The 17279-nt window shown below is 67.5% G+C and carries 12 protein-coding genes; 3 read left to right on the top strand and 9 right to left on the bottom strand.

The features are described 5' to 3' along the window. Nucleotides 1-10 precede the first annotated feature (10 nt). The 3 genes from ASE02_RS07060 to ASE02_RS07050 all read right to left on the bottom strand — a co-directional run bounded on the left by ASE02_RS07060 (nt 11) and on the right by ASE02_RS07050 (nt 7414). Nucleotides 11-1462: a glutamate synthase subunit beta gene (locus ASE02_RS07060; RefSeq protein ID WP_056732549.1), complete on the bottom strand. Its 1452-nt coding sequence runs from the start codon at nt 1460-1462 to the stop codon at nt 11-13. A 23-nt stretch (nt 1463-1485) separates the two neighbouring features. Continuing rightward, complete coding sequence (gene gltB / locus ASE02_RS07055) at nt 1486-6129, bottom strand: glutamate synthase large subunit (protein ID WP_056732548.1); 4644 nt, start codon at nt 6127-6129, stop codon at nt 1486-1488. 139 nt (nt 6130-6268) lie between these two features. Beyond that, on the bottom strand, nt 6269-7414 hold the full coding sequence (locus tag ASE02_RS07050) for an L-lactate dehydrogenase (RefSeq protein ID WP_056732546.1): 1146 nt from the start codon (nt 7412-7414) through the stop codon (nt 6269-6271). A 95-nt stretch (nt 7415-7509) separates the two neighbouring features. Here ASE02_RS07050 and ASE02_RS07045 point away from each other — a divergent pair, with 95 nt between their 5' ends. After that, entirely contained in the window at nt 7510-7887 is a 378-nt protein-coding gene (locus tag ASE02_RS07045; RefSeq protein WP_366932365.1) for a DUF423 domain-containing protein, read from the top strand. Here ASE02_RS07045 and ASE02_RS07040 read toward each other — a convergent pair. Next, nucleotides 7878-9086, bottom strand: coding sequence for a multidrug effflux MFS transporter (locus ASE02_RS07040; protein WP_056732542.1), 1209 nt, complete (start codon nt 9084-9086; stop codon nt 7878-7880). The two genes, ASE02_RS07045 and ASE02_RS07040, sit on opposite strands and share 10 nt — an antisense overlap. 101 nt (nt 9087-9187) lie before the next feature. On the opposite strand from ASE02_RS07040, the gene ASE02_RS07035 reads away from it, so the two are divergent. Together ASE02_RS07035 and pip are read left to right on the top strand one after the other, a co-directional pair. Continuing rightward, entirely contained in the window at nt 9188-10168 is a 981-nt protein-coding gene (locus tag ASE02_RS07035) for an alpha/beta fold hydrolase (protein WP_056732540.1), read from the top strand. Nucleotides 10169-10178: 10 nt separating this feature from the next. Next, on the top strand, nt 10179-11171 hold the full coding sequence (gene pip / locus ASE02_RS07030; protein WP_056732538.1) for a prolyl aminopeptidase: 993 nt from the start codon (nt 10179-10181) through the stop codon (nt 11169-11171). A gap of 168 nt (nt 11172-11339) precedes the next feature. Here pip and rodA read toward each other — a convergent pair whose 3' ends face one another. The 5 genes from rodA to ASE02_RS07005 all read right to left on the bottom strand — a co-directional run bounded on the left by rodA (nt 11340) and on the right by ASE02_RS07005 (nt 17254). Further along, complete coding sequence (gene rodA, locus ASE02_RS07025) at nt 11340-12494, bottom strand: rod shape-determining protein RodA (protein ID WP_056732536.1); 1155 nt, start codon at nt 12492-12494, stop codon at nt 11340-11342. Next, nucleotides 12491-14476, bottom strand: a complete 1986-nt coding sequence (gene mrdA, locus ASE02_RS07020) for a penicillin-binding protein 2 (RefSeq protein WP_056732534.1) — start codon at nt 14474-14476, stop codon at nt 12491-12493. The genes rodA and mrdA overlap by 4 nt, the downstream gene beginning before the upstream one ends. A gap of 11 nt (nt 14477-14487) precedes the next feature. Then, entirely contained in the window at nt 14488-14997 is a 510-nt protein-coding gene (locus ASE02_RS07015) for a hypothetical protein (protein ID WP_056732532.1), read from the bottom strand. A 1-nt stretch (nt 14998) separates the two neighbouring features. Further along, a complete protein-coding gene (gene mreC / locus ASE02_RS07010) occupies nt 14999-16147 on the bottom strand; it encodes a rod shape-determining protein MreC (protein ID WP_056732531.1) in 1149 nt (382 codons plus the stop codon). A 63-nt stretch (nt 16148-16210) separates the two neighbouring features. Beyond that, nucleotides 16211-17254 carry a rod shape-determining protein gene (locus tag ASE02_RS07005; protein ID WP_056732529.1) on the bottom strand — a complete coding sequence of 348 codons (1044 nt, stop codon included), beginning with the start codon at nt 17252-17254 and terminating at the stop codon, nt 16211-16213. Between the last annotated feature and the right edge of the window lie 25 nt (nt 17255-17279).

Raw genomic sequence — 17279 nt, 5'->3', positions numbered from 1 at the left:
GGTTAAGCTGTCAGCGCGGCAGCTTGCTGGTTCCCATCAGGTAGGTGTCGACCGCCTGGGCGCACTGGCGGCCCTCACGGATGGCCCAGACCACCAGCGACTGGCCGCGACGCATGTCGCCGCAGGAGAAGATGTTCGGGGCCGTGGTCTTGTAGTCGCTGACCGGCGCCTTGACGTTGCCGCGCGGGTCCAGATCGACGCCCGCCTGGGTGACGAAGCCGTCGTGGCGCGGGCCGACGAAGCCCATGGCCAGCAGGACCAGATCGGCCTTCAGCTCGAACTCGCTGCCCTCGACCTCGCGCAGGGACTGGCGGCCGTCGTCGCCGACCACCCACTCCATCCGCGCGCACACCATGGCCTCGAGCTTGCCGTTCGAGCCGACGAACCGCTTGGTGGTGACGGCGAAGTCGCGCTCACAGCCCTCTTCGTGGCTGGACGAGGTGCGCAGCTTGAGCGGCCAATCGGGCCAGGTCAGTTGCTTGTTCTCGCGGGCCGGCGGCTGCGGCATGATTTCGAGCTGGGTCACCGCCGCCGCGCCGTGGCGGTTGGAGGTGCCGATGCAGTCCGACCCCGTATCGCCGCCGCCGATCACCACGACATGCTTGCCGGTGGCCGAGATGGCGCCGGCCGGAGCCGCGCGCAGTTCGTCGTCGCCGGCGTTGCGCTTGTTCTGCTGGGTCAGGAAATCCATCGCGAAATGGACGCCCGAAAGCTCACGGCCAGGGATCGCCAGGTCGCGCGGGTCTTCGGCGCCGCCGGCCATCACCAGCACGTCGTAATCGTCCAGCAGCCGCTGGACCGAGACCGTCACGCCGACTTCGAAATTGGTGCGGAAGATCACGCCTTCCTGCTCCATCTGCGCGACCCGGCGGTCGATCAGATGCTTCTCCATCTTGAAGTCGGGAATGCCGTAACGCAGCAGGCCGCCGATGCGGTCGCTCTTTTCGAACACGGTCGGGGCGTGGCCGGCGCGTGCCAGTTGCTGGGCGCAGGCCAGGCCCGCGGGGCCCGAGCCCACGACGGCGACGCGCTTGCCGGTGCCGCGCTCCGACATCGCCGGCTTGATCCAGCCTTCTTGCCATCCACGGTCGACGATCTCGCACTCGATCGTCTTGATGGTCACCGGGGTGTCGACGATGTTCAGCGTGCAGGACGCCTCGCACGGCGCGGGGCAAACCCGGCCCGTGAACTCCGGGAAGTTGTTGGTCGACTGGAGGTTCTCCAGCGCCGTCATCCACTGATCGCGATAGACCAGATTGTTGAAGTCCGGGATCTGGTTGTTCACCGGGCAACCCTGGTGACAGAACGGAATCCCACAATCCATGCAGCGCGACGCCTGCTTGCCGACATCGGCCTGCGGCATCGGATGGACGAACTCTTTCCAGGTCTTCAGGCGCTCCTGCGGAGCGTCATAGGAGCGCTCCTGGCGCTCGATCTCAAGAAAGCCGGTGGGCTTACCCATGTTCTTACTCCGACTTCTAAGGGCTATTCGGCCGCGACGGCGGCGGCCGCCTGGCGTTCGGCGGCCATGTCCATCAAGGCGCGCCGATAGTCCTTAGGCATGACTTTCACGAACGAGCCCAAGGCCTCGTCCCAGTTCTCGAGGATTTCGCGGGCGCGGGCCGAGCCCGTATATAGGTGATGCCGCTCGATCAGGATGCGCAGGCGCTCGGCGTCGAAACGCAGCACGTCGCCCATCCCGTTGTTCTCCACCGACAGCGAGCGCTGGCTCGGCCGGAAGGGTTCGTCCTCGCGGGTCGTGGGCGACGAAGGCTCCACCTTCTCCAGCTCGACCATGGCCGAGTTGCAGAGCGGCGCGAACCGGCCCTTGGGATCGTAGACATAGGCCACGCCGCCGGACATCCCGGCCGCGAAGTTACGCCCCGTATCGCCCAGCACCACGACGACGCCGCCGGTCATGTACTCGCAACCGTGGTCGCCCAGGCCCTCGACCACCGTCACGGCGCCCGAGTTGCGCACGGCGAAGCGCTCGCCGGCCACGCCCTGGAAGTAGGCCTCGCCCGCGATGGCGCCGTAGAGCACCGTATTGCCGACGATGATGTTCTCCGTCGGGTCGCGGTTGGCTTCGGCCGGCTGACGCACGACCACCCGGCCGCCCGACAGACCCTTGCCCACATAGTCGTTGCCGTCGCCGGTCAGCTCCAGGCTGACGCCGCGCGCGGCGAAGGCGCCGAAGCTCTGCCCCGCCTGGCCACGGAACTTCAGCGCGATGGTGTCTTCCGGCAGGCCGGCGTGACCGTAGCGGCGCGCGACCTCGCCCGACAGCATGGCGCCGGCGGTGCGGTTGACGTTCTTGATCGCGTATTCGCCCAGCACCGGCTCGCCCCGTTCCAACGCCGGCATGGCGTCGGCGATCAGGGTGTTGTCCAGCGCCTTGCCCAGGCCGTGGTCCTGGCGGTCCATGTTCCAGAGGCCCTTGGCCCCTTCGGGAGCCGCGGCGTAGAGCAGCTTCGACAGGTCGACCCCGCCGGCTTTCCAGTGATCGACGGCCTCGCGCATGTCGATCCGGTCGACCCGGCCGATCATCTCGTTGATGGTCCGGAAGCCGAGCTCGGCCATGATCTCCCGCAGCTCTTCAGCCACGAAGAAGAAGTAGTTGATCACGTGTTCGGGCTGGCCGGTGAAGCGCGCGCGCAGCACCGGGTCCTGGGTCGCCACGCCCACCGGGCAGGTGTTCAGGTGGCACTTGCGCATCATGATGCAGCCGGCCGCGATCAGCGGGGCGGTGGCGAAGCCGAACTCGTCGGCGCCCAGCAGGGCGGCGATGGCGACGTCACGGCCGGTGCGCAGGCCGCCGTCGGCCTGGACCGCCACGCGGGTGCGCAGGCCGTTCAGCAACAGGGTCTGCTGGGTCTCGGCCAGGCCGATCTCCCAGGGCGAGCCAGCGTGTTGCAGCGAGGTCAGCGGCGAGGCGCCGGTGCCCCCCTCGAAGCCCGAGATGGTGATGTGGTCGGCGCGGGCCTTGGCGACGCCGGCGGCCACGGTCCCCACGCCCACTTCCGAAACCAGCTTCACTGAGATGCGGGCCTTGGAGTTCACGTTCTTCAGGTCGTGGATCAGCTGAGCCAGATCCTCGATCGAATAGATGTCGTGGTGCGGCGGCGGCGAGATCAGGCCCACGCCTGGAGTCGAGTGGCGAACCCGGGCGATGTTCTTGTCGACCTTGTGGCCGGGCAGCTGGCCGCCCTCGCCCGGCTTGGCGCCTTGGGCCATCTTGATCTGGATGTCGTCGGCGTTGACCAGGTACTCGGCGGTGACGCCGAAGCGGCCCGAAGCCACCTGCTTGATGGCCGAACGCATCGAGTCGCCGTTCGGCAGCGGCGTGAAGCGGTCGGACTCTTCGCCGCCCTCGCCTGTGTTCGAGCGGCCGCCGATACGGTTCATGGCGACGGCGAGCGTCGTGTGGGCTTCACGGCTGATCGAGCCGAAGCTCATCGCCCCGGTGGCGAAGCGCTTGACGATGTCGGCGGCGGTCTCGACCTCGGCGATCGGAACCGGCGTCTCGTTGTAGTTGAAGCGCATCAGACCACGGATGGTCAGCAGGCGCTCCGACTGCTCGTTGATCGCCGCGGCGAAGGTCCGGTAGTCGTCCGAGCGGCCGCCGCGCACGGCGTGCTGCAGGCTCGACACCGTTTCCGGCGTCCAGGCGTGATGCTCGCCGCGCAGACGGAAGGCGTAGGTGCCGCCAACGTCCAGCATCGAGGCGTAGATCGGGTTGTCGCTATAGGCGTCGCGGTGACGGCGCACCGACTCCTCGGCCACCTCGTGCAGGCCGACGCCCTCGATGGTCGTGGCGGTGCCGGTGAAGTACTTCTCGATCAGCGCCGACGACAGGCCGACGGCGTCGAAGATCTGGGCGCCGCAATAGGACTGGTAGGTCGAGATGCCCATCTTGGACATCACCTTCAGCACGCCCTTGCCGATGGCCTTGATGTAGTTCTTGCGAACCTCATAGGCGCTCAACGAGACGCCGTTGCGGATCCGCAGGCTCTCCAGGGTCTCGAAGGCGAGATACGGGTTCACCGCCTCGGCGCCGTAACCGGCCAGGACGCAGAAGTGGTGCACTTCGCGCGCTTCGCCGGTCTCGATGACCAGGCCGGTCTGCATGCGCAGGCCCTGGCGGATCAGGTGATGGTGCACGGCCGCGGTGGCCAGGGCCGCCGGGATCGGGATGCGGTCGGACCCGACGCGGCGGTCCGACAGGATCAGGATGTTCTTGTCGGCCAGCACATTGTCGGTGGCCTCGCTGCAGATGCGCTCCAGCGCCCGCTCCAGCCCGGCCGCGCCTTCATCGGCCGCCCAGGTGGTGTCGAGGGTGGCGGTGCGGAACGAGCCGTCCAGCAGTTCGCTGATCGAGCGGATCTTGGCCAGGTCCTCATTGGTGAGGATCGGCTGCGAGACTTCCAGGCGCTTGTGAGTGCCGGCGTGGCGGCCCAGCAGGTTCGGACGCGGACCGATCATCGAGACCAGGCTCATGACCAGTTCCTCGCGGATCGGGTCGATGGGCGGGTTCGTGACCTGGGCGAAGTTCTGCTTGAAGTAGTCGTAGAGCAGCTTCGAGCGCTTCGAGAGCACGGCGATCGGCACGTCGGCGCCCATCGAACCGATGGGGTCCTCGCCGGTCAGGGCCATGGGCTCCAGGAAGAACTGCTCGTCCTCCTGGGTGTAGCCAAAGGCTTGCTGGCGATCGAGCAACTGAGCGGTGTCGTTGGACAGCGCCTCGTTGAAGGCGATCTCCGGCAGCTCTTCCAGCTTGAACTGGGTTTCCTTCAGCCAGTCGGCATAGGGCTCGGCCTGGGACAGGGAGGCCTTGATCTCCTCGTCCTCGATGATCCGACCTTCTTCCATGTCGATCAGCAGCATCTTGCCGGGCTGCAGACGCCACTTACGGACGATGCGCTCTTCGGGGATCGTCAGCACGCCGACTTCCGAGGCCATGATCACATGGTCTTCGTCGGTGACGATGAAGCGGGCCGGACGCAGGCCGTTGCGGTCGAGGGTCGCGCCGATCTGACGGCCATCGGTGAAGGCGACGGCGGCGGGGCCGTCCCACGGCTCCATCAGGGCCGCGTGATACTCGTAGAAGGCCTTGCGCTGGGCGTCCATCAGCGGATTTCCGGCCCAGGCTTCCGGGATCAGCATCATGACGGCGTGGGCCAGCGGATAGCCCCCGGCCAGCAGCAGCTCGAGCGCGTTGTCGAGGCAGGCGGTGTCCGACTGACCATGCGGGATCAGCGGCCACATCTTGTTGAGGTCGGGTCCCAGCAGGTCGCTTTCCAGCGTGCGCCGGCGGGCGTTCATCCAGTTGACGTTGCCGCGCACGGTGTTGATCTCGCCGTTGTGGGCGATGAACCGGTACGGGTGGGCCAGCTTCCAGGACGGGAAGGTGTTGGTCGAGAAGCGCTGGTGAACCAGGGCCAGGGCCGATTGCGTCAGCGGGTTCGACAGGTCCTCGTAGAAGGTCCCCACCTGGTCGGCCAGCAGCAGGCCCTTGTAGACGATGGTCCGCGTCGAGAACGACGGCAGATAGAGCTGCGTCAGGGCCGGCAGGTTCTTCTTGGCGGCGAGCTCAGCCAGCGGGTTCTGCAATTGCTTGCGGACGGTCAGCAGCTTGCGCTCGAAGGCGTCCTGATCCTTCACGTTCGGACCACGCCCGACGATGGCCTGGCGGATCATCGGCATCTCGGCCAGCACGGCCTCGCCCAGGCCCTTGGTGTTCACCGGCACGTCGCGCCAGGCGATGAAGGTCTGACCTTCCACCTTCAGGAAGTGCTCGAACTGGCTGACGGCCACGGCGCGCGCCTCGTCGTCGCGCGGCATGAAGCACATGGCCACGGCGTAGTCGCCCGGCGGCGGCAGATCGACGCCTTCCTTGCCGGCCCAGTCACGCAACAGCGCGTCCGGAATCTGAATCAGAATCCCAGCCCCATCGCCGACCAACGGATCGGCGCCGACGGCGCCGCGGTGGTCGAGATTGATCAGGATCTCGAGGCCAGAGGCCACGACTTCATGCGATTTGCGGCCTTTGATATTGGCCACGAAACCCACGCCGCACGCATCGTGTTCGTTGCGCGGGTCGTACAGACCTTGCCGCTCGGGAGCTCCCATAAGGATTCCTCACTCTAAACTCGCAGGCGCGCGCAATGACGGCGTTAACCGACCGATGTGCGCGCAAATTCGGCGCGCATTTACCCGGCAAGATCAGCCCTTGTCGATGGGCCTGCGGGGCCTGGATTGAAAAGATTTTCTAAAGTGCGACGTCTAGTAGCAACTTATCGGCGTTTCGCGCCTCATTACAGCCTGTCAGCACCATGGCCGTGGCGAGCTCGGCGCGCAGGGTTCCCAACATCTTGGAAATCATCGGTTTCCCGCCAGCGCCCAGGGCGTAGGCCCATGCCCGCCCCACGAAACAGGCCTTGGCGCCCAGCGACATGGCCTTCAGCACGTCGAGGCCGGAGCGGATTCCGCCGTCCATGAACACTTCAAGGTCGCCGCCCACCGCGTCGACCACCCGCGGCAAGGCCGAGATCGAGGACCGCACGCCGTCGAGTTGCCGCCCCCCATGGTTGGAGACGATGATTCCCTGGGCCCCTGCCCGCACCGCGTCGCGCGCGTCGTCGGGGTCGAGGACGCCCTTGATGACGATGGGCCCGTCCCAGACCTCGCGCACGAAGTCCAGATCGGCCCAGGTGACGGAGCGATCGAAGTTCTTGGCGATCCAGCTCAGGAAATCGGTGACGCTGCGCCCCTGCGGGATCGCGCCGACCACCGAGCCCAACGTGTGCGGCCGCCCGTGCAACCAGACGTCCCACAGCCACGCCGGATGGGTCGCGCCCTGCCAGGCGGTGCTGAGCGCCCCGGAGAACTTGGTGGCGCCGGTGAAGCCCGAGCGAACATCACGATAGCGTGCGCCCGGCAACGGCAAGTCGACGGTGAAGACCAGGACCGGGCAGCCCGCCGCCTTCGCCCGAACCAGCAGCTCGCGCATGTAGCCGCGGTCTTTCAGCATATAGAGCTGGAACCAGGGCGGCGTTCCGGCGGCGGCCACCTCCTCCACCGAACAGACCCCCACCGTCGACAGGCAGAACGGCACGCCGGCCTCGGCCGCCGCCTTGGCCGCCTGGACCTCCCCGCGCCGGCCGTACATACCGGCCATCCCGACCGGCGATAAACCCAGCGGCATGTCCAGCTTCTGGCCGAACACCTCCACCGACATGTCGAGCTTGGTCATGTCGCGCATCACCCGTTGGCGCAGGGCGATGGCCTCCAGGTCCGAGACGTTCCGTCCCAGGGTCACCTCGGCGTAGGAGCCGCCGTCGATATACTCGAAGAACATCTTGGGCAGGCGGCGGCGCGCCAACTCGCGATAGTCCGAAACCGACGCCGGTGTCATGCCACGCTCCCCTGTTGCTTCCTTCGTACGGCTGAGCGTCGGCGTTGACAAATGTGCTAGGCGTGAAGCCTCGAAGACAGGTCCTGGAGGGGCGCGTGCGGAACTTGAGAACCTGGATGTCGCTGGCGGCCGTCGGCGGCTTCCTGGCCGTGGCCTTCGGCGCCTTCGCCGCGCACGGGATCACCGATCCGAAAGCCCAGGGCTGGATGCACACCGGGGCGACCTACGCCTTCATGCACTGCCTGGCGGTGTTCGCCGCGGCCTTCGTCGTCAGCCTGGGCGGGCGACGCGCGCGCTTCGCGCCGCCGCTGTTCCTGGCCGGCGCGCTCATCTTCTCAGGCTCGCTGTTCGCCATGGCGCTCGGCGCGCCGCGCTGGTTCGGCGCCATCACCCCGATCGGCGGCGTACTGTTCCTGGTCGGCTGGGCGTGCCTGGCCTGGGCGGCCCTGCAGATTGACGAACCTCAGGCCTGAGGTTTCGGCAGGGCGAGCATCCGAAGCGAGATCCCCGAGCCGATCAGGGCCAGCATCATGACGATGGCCATCGGGGCCGGCGTGCCGTCATGGAAGACGCCGGCCAGACTGGCGGCCAGGGCCCCGATCCCGAACGATGCGCCGCCCATCAAGGCCGAAATCGACCCGGAGCGCTTGGGATCGACATTCAGCGCCCCCGCCATGGTGTTGCCCGCCATGAAGCCGTAGCTGGCCAACAGCACGAACAGCAGCGGCAGGACGCTCCAGCGCTCTCCGAGCCCGGTGAGCGCGGCGATGGTCAGGGCGATGGAGGCGATCACGGCGATGACGCTGGCGCGCGACAGCACCTGGTCCGGCGTGGCGCGTCGCAGCAGATAGCGGTTCACCTGGCTGGCCCCGATCACTCCAAACGCGTTCAGGCCGAACACCCAGCCGAACTGTGAAGGCGAAATGCCGTAGGTCCCGATCAACAGGTCCGGCGAGGCCGAGATGTAGGTGAACAGCGTCGCGCCGTTCAGGCCGCCGGCTAGGGCGTAACCGATCAATCGCGGCTGCCCCAGCAGCGCCCGATAGGCCTTGAGCGCGGTCTCCGACGCGGCCTGCGCGGCGGTCTCGGCCGAGCGCGACTCCTTGAGCCAGAACCAGGTGGCCGCCCCGCAGGCCAGACCAAACAGGACCAGCACCCAGAAATTCAGCCTCCAGCCGCCCAGGGTGAGCAGCACCCCGCCCAGCACGGGAGCAAGGATCGGCGCCAGTCCCATGATCAGGGTCAGCAGCGACAGCATCCGCGCGGTCTCGGTGTGATTGAAGCGGTCGCGCACCACCGCCCTGGCCACCACGCCGCCGGCGCAGCCGCCCAGGGCCTGGACGAACCGCGCCCCGATCAGCATCTCCGGCGAGGTCGCCAACGCGCAGGCGGCCGAGGCGGCGATGTAGATCCCCACGCCGAACAGGACCGGCGTTCGTCTCCCGAACCGATCGGAGGCCGGCCCATAGAAGAACTGACCGATCGCCATGCCGGCGAAGAAGGCCGCCACCGTCGCCTGGGTCTGGCCGGCGCTGGCCTTCAGGTCGGCCCCGATGGCCGGCAGGCTGGGCAGATACATGTCGATGGACATGGGGGCGAAGGCGGTCAGCGCCCCCAGCAGGAACACCAGTCCCCACGGCGTGGGCGCTTGCGCGGTACGTGTCTCGCTCATGGAGCCTTCTAGCCCAATTCCCCGGCCGCTTCGCAAGCCGCCTTGCTTTCCGCAGGAACAAGCCTGCCAATCTGCTCGCAAATCACAGAGGAACCCGCCCCATGTCAGCCCTCGCCCGCCAGATGCCCCCCGTGAAGCACGCCCAGGTGAACGGGATCGACATGGCCTATTACGAGGTCGGACCGCGCGAGGGCGTTCCCATCATCTTCTGCCACGGCTTCCCGGAGCTTGCCTTCTCCTGGCGCCATCAGCTGAAGGCCTGCGAGGCCGCCGGTCGCTGGGCCATCGCGCCGGACCAGCGCGGCTATGGCCTGACCTCGCGTCCCGAGGGCGCCGAGAACTACGACATGGCGCACCTGACCGGCGACCTGATCGGTCTGCTGGATCACCTGGGCGTCGAGAAGGCGGTCTTCTGCGGCCACGATTGGGGCGGCATCGTCACCTGGCAGCTGCCGCTGATGTATCCGGATCGCGTCGCCGGGATCATCGGCCTCAACACCCCCTTCATGCGCCGCGCGCCCATCGATCCGATCGCCGGCATGCGGGCGGTGTTCGGTGAGGACATGTACATCGTATGGTTCCAGAAGCCGGGCGTCGCCGACGCGGCCCTCGGCGCCGATGTCGACAAGACCATGCGCTTCTTCATGCGTACCCCGGCCGCCGTCGCGCAGGCAGCGCCGCCGCCGGAAGGCGCCTCCACCTTCGCGTTCGGCGCGGCGCTGGCGGCCTGGGACAAGTCCGACACCGCCAACCAGCTGTTGAACGCCGATGAACTCGCCGCCTTCGTGGAGACCTTCGAGGCCACCAGCTTCACCGGCGGGATCAACTGGTATCGCAACTTCACCCGCAACTGGGAGGCCTCGGTCGACCTGCCGACCCGGATCGACGGCATCCCCTGCTTCATGATCATGGCCGAGAAGGACGTGGTGCTGTCGCCCGCCATGGCCAACGGCATGGAAGAGGTGATCTCCGATCTGGAAAAGGCGCTGATCAAGGAATCCGGCCACTGGACGCAGCAGGAGAAGCCGGAAGAGGTCAATCGGCTCATCCTGGACTGGATGGATCGCCGCTTCCCGACGTAGACTGAGGGGGATGGAACGCTACGCCCCTCCGCCCACCTTCTCGGCTTCCGGCAATCGGAGGGGGCTGTTCGCTGACAATGAGCCCTATGCCTATGGCTGGCTCCCGACCGGCGGGCCGCATGAGATCTTCTACGAAGAGTGCGGCAATCCCGAAGGCAAGCCGTGCGTCATCCTGCACGGCGGCCCCGGCGGGGCGGTCAATCCGACCATGCGGCGGTTCTTCAATCCGGCGAAGTGGCGGATGGCGCTGTTCGACCAGCGCGGCTGCGGCAAGTCGCGCCCCAACGCCAGCCTGGACGACAACACCACCTGGTCGCTGATCGAGGACATCGAGCGCCTGCGCATCCACCTCGGCGTCGAGAAGTGGACGGTGTTCGGCGGTTCCTGGGGTTCGACCCTAGCCCTGGCCTACGCCATCACCCACCCGCACCGGGTCGAGGCGCTGGTGCTGCGCGGCATATTCCTGCTGACCCAGCGCGAGCTGCGCTGGTTCTACCAGGACGGCGCCTCGATGCTGTTCCCGGACGCTTGGGCGCGGTTCTGCGCCCCGATCCCGCTCGCCGAGCGCGGCGACATGATGAGCGCCTATCACAAGCGCCTCACCCACCCCGACCGCCGCATCCAGGCCGAGGCCGCCCAGGCCTGGAGCCAGTGGGAGGGCGACACCATTTCGATCCGCGGTCCCGAGGCCCGGCCCTCGAAGTTCAACGAGATCGACTTCGCCATCGCCTTCGCCCGGATCGAGTGCCACTTCTTCGCCAACGGCGGCTTCTTCAAGGAAGACGGCTGGATCCTGAACAACATCGGCAAGATCCGCGGCATCCCCGGCTGGATCGTCCAGGGCCGCTTCGACGTGGTGACGCCGATGGACAGCGCCTGGTCGCTGAAGAACGCCTGGCCCGAAGCCAGCTTCGACATCGTCTGGGACGCCGGTCACGCCTCGACCGAGCCCGGCATAGTCGACGGCCTGGTGCGGGCGACGGATCAGGCGCTGAAGATCTAGATCCTCTCGCCAATTGAAATGTCATCCCGGAAGCCGCGCAGCGGCTGTCCGGGACCCATGAACACCTGATGGATCAGACGTTAGCGAGGCCTCGCCTCATTCCGCCACGCAGCGCGAATGGGTCCCGGTCTTGCTTCGCAAACCGGGATGACACGCGCGAGCGTGGACCTACATCAGCGCGCCCTTGCCGCTGGTGACTTCCGAATAGCGTTGAACGCGGACGGCTTGGACCAGGCCAAAGCCGATCATCACGGTCAGCATGACGGTGCCCCCATAGGACAGCATCGGCATCGGCACCCCGACCACCGGCGCCAGGCCCATCACCATCGCCCCATTGATCAGCACATAGAGCGCGAAGGTCGCCGTGGTGCCCGCCGCCGCCAGACGCCCGAAGTGCGAGTGGGACAGCGCCGCCGTCCTGAGCGCCATGAAGATCACCAGCGCATAGAGCACCAGGATCGAGAAGCAGCCCAGGAAGCCGAACTCCTCGGCGAGCGTGGCGAAGATGAAGTCGGTCTGTTTCTCGGGCAGGAAGTTCAGCTGGCTCTGCGAGCCCAGGCCGTAGCCCTTGCCGAAGAAGCCCCCCGAGCCCAGGGCGATCTTGGACTGCAGGATGTGATAGCCCGAACCTGACGGATCACTTTCCGGATCGAGGAAGGTCAGCACCCGTTTGCGCTGATAGTCGTGCAGCACGAACATCACCAGCGGCGGAACGGCGACGACAAAAGAGATCACGCCCGCGGCGATGATCCGCCAGGACAGTCCCGCCAAAACCACGATGGCCACGCCGGTCATGGCGATCAGCATGGCTGTGCCCAGGTCAGGCTGGTGCATGACCAGGACGACCGGCGCGGCGATCATCGCGGCCGGCACCAGCAGCCACCAGGACAGCCGGGCGCTGTCGGCCGACATGCCGTGATAGAAGCGCGCCAGCGCCAGCACGATACCCAGCTTCATGATTTCCGAGGGCTGGAAGCTGAACGGGCCCAACGACAGCCATCGCTGCGCGCCCATGCGGACGTCGCCCATCACCTCGACGGCGACCAACAGCAGCAGGCCGATCCCGTAGATCGGGTAGGCCAGCGTGAACCAGACCCGAAGGTCGATCATCGCCAGGCCGATCATCAGGAAGAAGCATAAGCCAAAGCGGATCAGGTGCTTGGCGGCCCAAGGGTCCCAGGACGAACCGGCGATGGAGAACATCATCAGGGCGCCGGCGCCGGCGATCAGGCACAGGGCCAAGGCGAACAGCCAATCGATCTCGGCGATCTTGACGACCAGGCGGTCGCGTTCGCCGGGGCGGGTCAGGGCGCTGACAGTCATGTCGGGCCTCCGGGCGGCAAGGGCGGCGGCGGCGTCACGGTCGGCGCCTCCGGCGCCACCCCTTCGGCCTCTACGTCATCAGGGATCGCCGGCATGGGCAACGGCGTTTCGATGCGCGCGCGCAGTTCGGGATCCTTCAGCAGGGCGACCCGCATCACCTCGCGCGCGCGGGGGGCGCCGGCGGTGGCCCCGCCCAGGCCGCCATGCTCGATGATGACCGCCACGGCGTAGCGCGGCGCATCGACCGGCGCGAAGGCGACGAACAGGTTGTGGTCCTTCAGCCGCCAGGTCACCCCGGCGCTGCTGCGCGAGGCCACCTTGTCGAAGCTGCGAACCTGGGCGGTGCCGGTCTTGCCGGCCATCTGGATGTCGCCGAGACCCAGCTGACTCTGGCGATAGGCGGTGCCGCCGGTGTCGTTGGCCACCGCCACCATGCCGCCGCGCACATAGGCGATCTGCTCGTCGGTGAACGGCAGGTCCGGCGCGGCGTCGCCGCGCGGCATCTCCACGCCGCCGACCGACCGGATCAGCCGCGGATTGAGCGCCTTCTTGCCGTTGGCCAGCCGCGCGGTCATCACCGCCAGCTGCAGGGCGTTGACCGCCACATAGCCCTGCCCGATCCCGTAGCTCACCGAGTCGCCGGGCTGCCAGACCGGCTCGCGCTTCACCGCCTTGCGCTTCCACTCACGCGACCCGACGACGCCCTTCTTCTGACCGGGAATACCGATGTCGAAGATCTGGCCAAAGCCCATGGCATGAGCCGCCTTGGCGATCGGATCAGGTCCGATGCGCAGCGCCGTCTGGTAGAAATAGATGTCGCAGGAGTTCTTGATGGCGTCGTGCATGTTCTGCGAGCCGTGCCCGCCATGCCGCCAGCACCGCCAGGTGCGGCCGCCATAGTACCAACCGCCCGAGCAGTTCACCCGCATCTCCGGGTCGACGCCGGCCGTCAACGCCGCCAGAGCCACGGTCGGTTTGAAGGTCGAGCCCGGCGGATAGGTGCCGGTCATCGCCTTGTCGAGCAGCGGCTTGCGTTCATAGCCGGCCAGCGCCCGGTACTCCGGACCCGACAGCCCCTTGACGAACCGGTTGGCGTCGAAGCTCGGCGACGAGGCCATGCACAGCAGGTCGCCGGTGCGGCAATCCATCATGACGATGGCCCCGCTCTCATCGCCCATCACCTCCAGGGCGCGGTTCTGGATGTCGACGTCGAGGGTGAGCTGGATGGTCTTGCCAGGCGTGGCCGGGATATCGCCGGCCTCGTCCTGCCGGACCTCGCGGCCATTGGCGTCGACCTCGACCTTACGGGCGCCGGGCTTGCCGCGCAGCGGAAGATCGAACGCCTTTTCAACGCCTTGCCGCCCGATCCGGAAGCCGGGGTGCAGCAGGATGGAATCGGAATTGGGCCCGGTCGGCGTCAGGTCCTCCCGGTTCACCTTGGCGACATAGCCGATCACGTGGGCGAAGGCGCCGCCGTACGGATAGACTCGCACCTCGCCCATGTCGGCGGTCACGCCCGGCAGCTCCGGCGCGCGGACATTGATCGCCGAGAACTCTTCCCAGGTCATGTCCTCCATGACCGCCACGGGCACCCGTTTGGGCGTGCGCTCGATGTCCTTGACCAGCCGCAGTTGCCGCGCCTCGTCCAGGGGCACGAAGTGGGCCAGGGTCTTCAGCATCGCCTGCGGATCGGAGCCTTCCTCCCGCGCGAGCAGCAGGCGGAAGTTGGGCCGGTTGGAGGCCAGGATCGCGCCGTTGCGGTCGACGATCAGGCCGCGCGGCGGCGGCACCAGGCGGAAGTTGAACTGGTTGGAGGCCGAGAGCTTCTCGTAGCGCTGGGTCTCGACGATCTGCAGGTGCGCCAGGCGACCGCCCAGCGCCGCCAGCCCCAGGCCCGCAAAGCCGCCCATGAGGAACATCCGGCGGTGGAAGACCCCCTGCCGCTCATTGACTTCGGAAAAGAAGATCGACGGCTCGGCCATCGCCTTAAAACCTAGCGGAAGCGGACATCTGCATCCTCGAAGCGATCGATGAGCAGGTGCGCGAACGGAAACAATAGAAGCGTCACAAGGAATTGCCAGGCCACCGCCACCAGGCTCGCGGTCGCATGGGAGTCCAGCATCGTGAACAAGAACGCGGCCCCCATGGCCAGGCCGCTGGTCACCGCATACCAGGACCACATCACCGGCCAGCTCTGCCCCGCCATCATGTTGCGCCCGACCAGGGCCGCGCCATAGGTGATCAGCAGCGACAGCGCCCAGAGGCCCAGAGGCGCGCCCCAGAACACGTCCAGGAACAGCCCCATGATCAGCACGCCCACCGGCGCCAGGATCGAGGGCCGGATCACCGCCCAGGCGAAGGCGGGAACCATCGGAAAGATCGGCTCAGGCAGGCTCAGGCCGAAGGCGCGGAACGGCAGCGAGAACAGCACCGTCAGCACCAGGCACTGAACAAGCGGAACCCCGAGCCAGCGCCAAGGAGCCAGGGGGCGAGCGCCGCCCATCCTAGAACGGAACTTCGGAAGGCGGCGGCGCGGCCGGCGCGGGTGTGGGCGCAGGCGCAGGTCTCGGCGTCGCGGCCTTGGGCGCGGGCGCCCTCGCCGGCGAGGCCCTAGGCGCAGGCGCCCGAGGTGCGGTCGCCGCTGCGGCGGGACGCGCCGCGCCGGTGGCGGGCGTCGCGACGGCCGGCCGCAGGGCCGGCGCTGCCGCAGCCGTCGCCGGAGCAGCCGCGGTCACGCCCACGGTCGGCGGCGAACTCGCCGGCGGCGGTACGGGCATCTTGTTCAATTCGGCCGCAGCGGCGGTCGCCAGCTGCGAGAAGTCCTGGAACAGCAGGATGCGCACGAAGTCGACAGGCGCGGCGTCGGAGGCCAGCACCGCGCGCCAGCGGCCATCCAGCCCCTTCACCGCCACGCCGACCGGCAGGCCGCGCGGCAGCACGCCGCCGTCGCCCGAGGTCACCAGACGGTCGCCCTGCTTCACCGGGTCCTGGCCGCGGAGATATTCGAGCCTGGGATTGGGGCCGCCGTCGCCGGCCAGGATGGCGCGTGCGTTGGTGCGGTCGACCATGACCGGCGTGCGCGAGGCGATGTCGGTCAGCAACAGGATCCGGCTGGCGCCGTTGGTGACGCCGATGACGCGTCCGACCAGGCCGTTCTCGCTCATCACCGGATTGCCGGTGATCACGCCCTTTTCCCGACCGGCGTTGGCCAGGCGGGTGTTGGAGAACGGGCCACGGGCCTCGCTGACGGTGCGCGCCGCAACCATCGGGATCGGCGGATCGGTCTTCAGGCCCAGCAGCGCCTTGTAGCGATCGTTGGTGTCACGCAGCGCCAGCGCCGCGATCTTCCACTCCTGGGCCTCGCGAAGCTCGGCCTTGAGCTGCGTGTTCTCCGACACCGCGAAGAAATAGCCGCGAATCGAATTCACGCCGTCGCCCACCCAGCGGCCGGGCGTGGCGAAGAAGCCGGTGACCGGCGCGGAGATCGCATCGCCCATCTGACGCGACGCGCCATAGGCTTCGGATTGGAAGGTTTCCCGGCGGTCGGACATCAGCAGGACCACGGCCACGACAATGGCCACGATAAGGGCCACCCCGGCTGTCCATGCCAGCGGGACTCTTAGCTCGCCGAACGGATTCTCACGAAGAGCCACCTGAACCTGCTCGCTTCCAAGGCGCGGCCTGAGAGACCTCTCTCATGCCGCGACTCGCGAATTCTACGCCAGGGTGGACTCGAGAACGCCCTTCATCCACTTCGGATGTTCAAGGACCTTGCCGCAGCCGAGCGCGACGCAGGACAGCGGGTCGTCCGCCACCGTCACCGGCAGGCCGGTATGGTCGCGAATTTCGGCATCCAGACCGCGCAGCAGCGCGCCGCCGCCGGTCAGCATGATTCCCTTGTCGGCGATGTCGGAAGCCAGTTCCGGCGGCGTGGCTTCCAGCGCCATCTTCACCGCGTCGACGATCTGGCTGACCGGCTCCGACAGCGAATCCGACGCCTGCTTCTCGCTGATGCGGACTTCGCGCGGCACGCCCTGCATCAGGTCGCGGCCCTTGACCTCGATGGACAGGCCCTCGCCGTCGGCCGGAGCCCGGGCGGTGCCGATTTCCTTCTTGATGCGCTCGGCGGTGGTTTCGCCGATCAGCAGGTTATGATTGCGACGCATGTAGCTGATGATCGCTTCGTCCATCTTGTCGCCGCCGACGCGGACCGAACGCGAATAGACGATGCCCGACAGCGACAGCACGGCCACCTCGGTGGTGCCGCCGCCGATGTCGACGACCATGGAGCCGGTCGGCTCGTGGATCGGCAGGCCCGCCCCAATCGCGGCGGCCATGGGTTCGTCGATCAGGCCGACGCGGCGCCCGCCGGCGTTCAGGCAGCTGTCGTTGATGGCGCGGCGCTCGACCGCGGTGGCGCCGGACGGCACGCACACGATCACCTTCGGATTCACGAAGCCCTTACGGTTGTGAACCTTGCGGATGAAATACTTGATCATCTCTTCGGCGACTTCGAAGTCGGCGATGACCCCGTCGCGCATGGGGCGGATCGCCTCCATGTGACCGGGGGTCCGGCCCAGCATCTGCTTGGCCTCTATGCCCACGGCGTGGACGACCTTGCGGCCGCCGACGTTGCGAAGCGCCACGACGGAGGGCTCGTTCAGAACGATGCCCTTACCCTTCATGTAGATGAGGGTGTTGGCGGTGCCGAGATCAATGGCGATGTCGTTGGAGATAGCGCCGAAGAGGGACGAAAACATGCAGGGCCCTGGGGGTGGAGAGCGG

This window comes from Phenylobacterium sp. Root700 (assembly GCF_001429025.1).
Lineage (GTDB): Bacteria > Pseudomonadota > Alphaproteobacteria > Caulobacterales > Caulobacteraceae > Phenylobacterium.
This window is presented reverse-complemented; position numbering and strand designations above follow the sequence as displayed.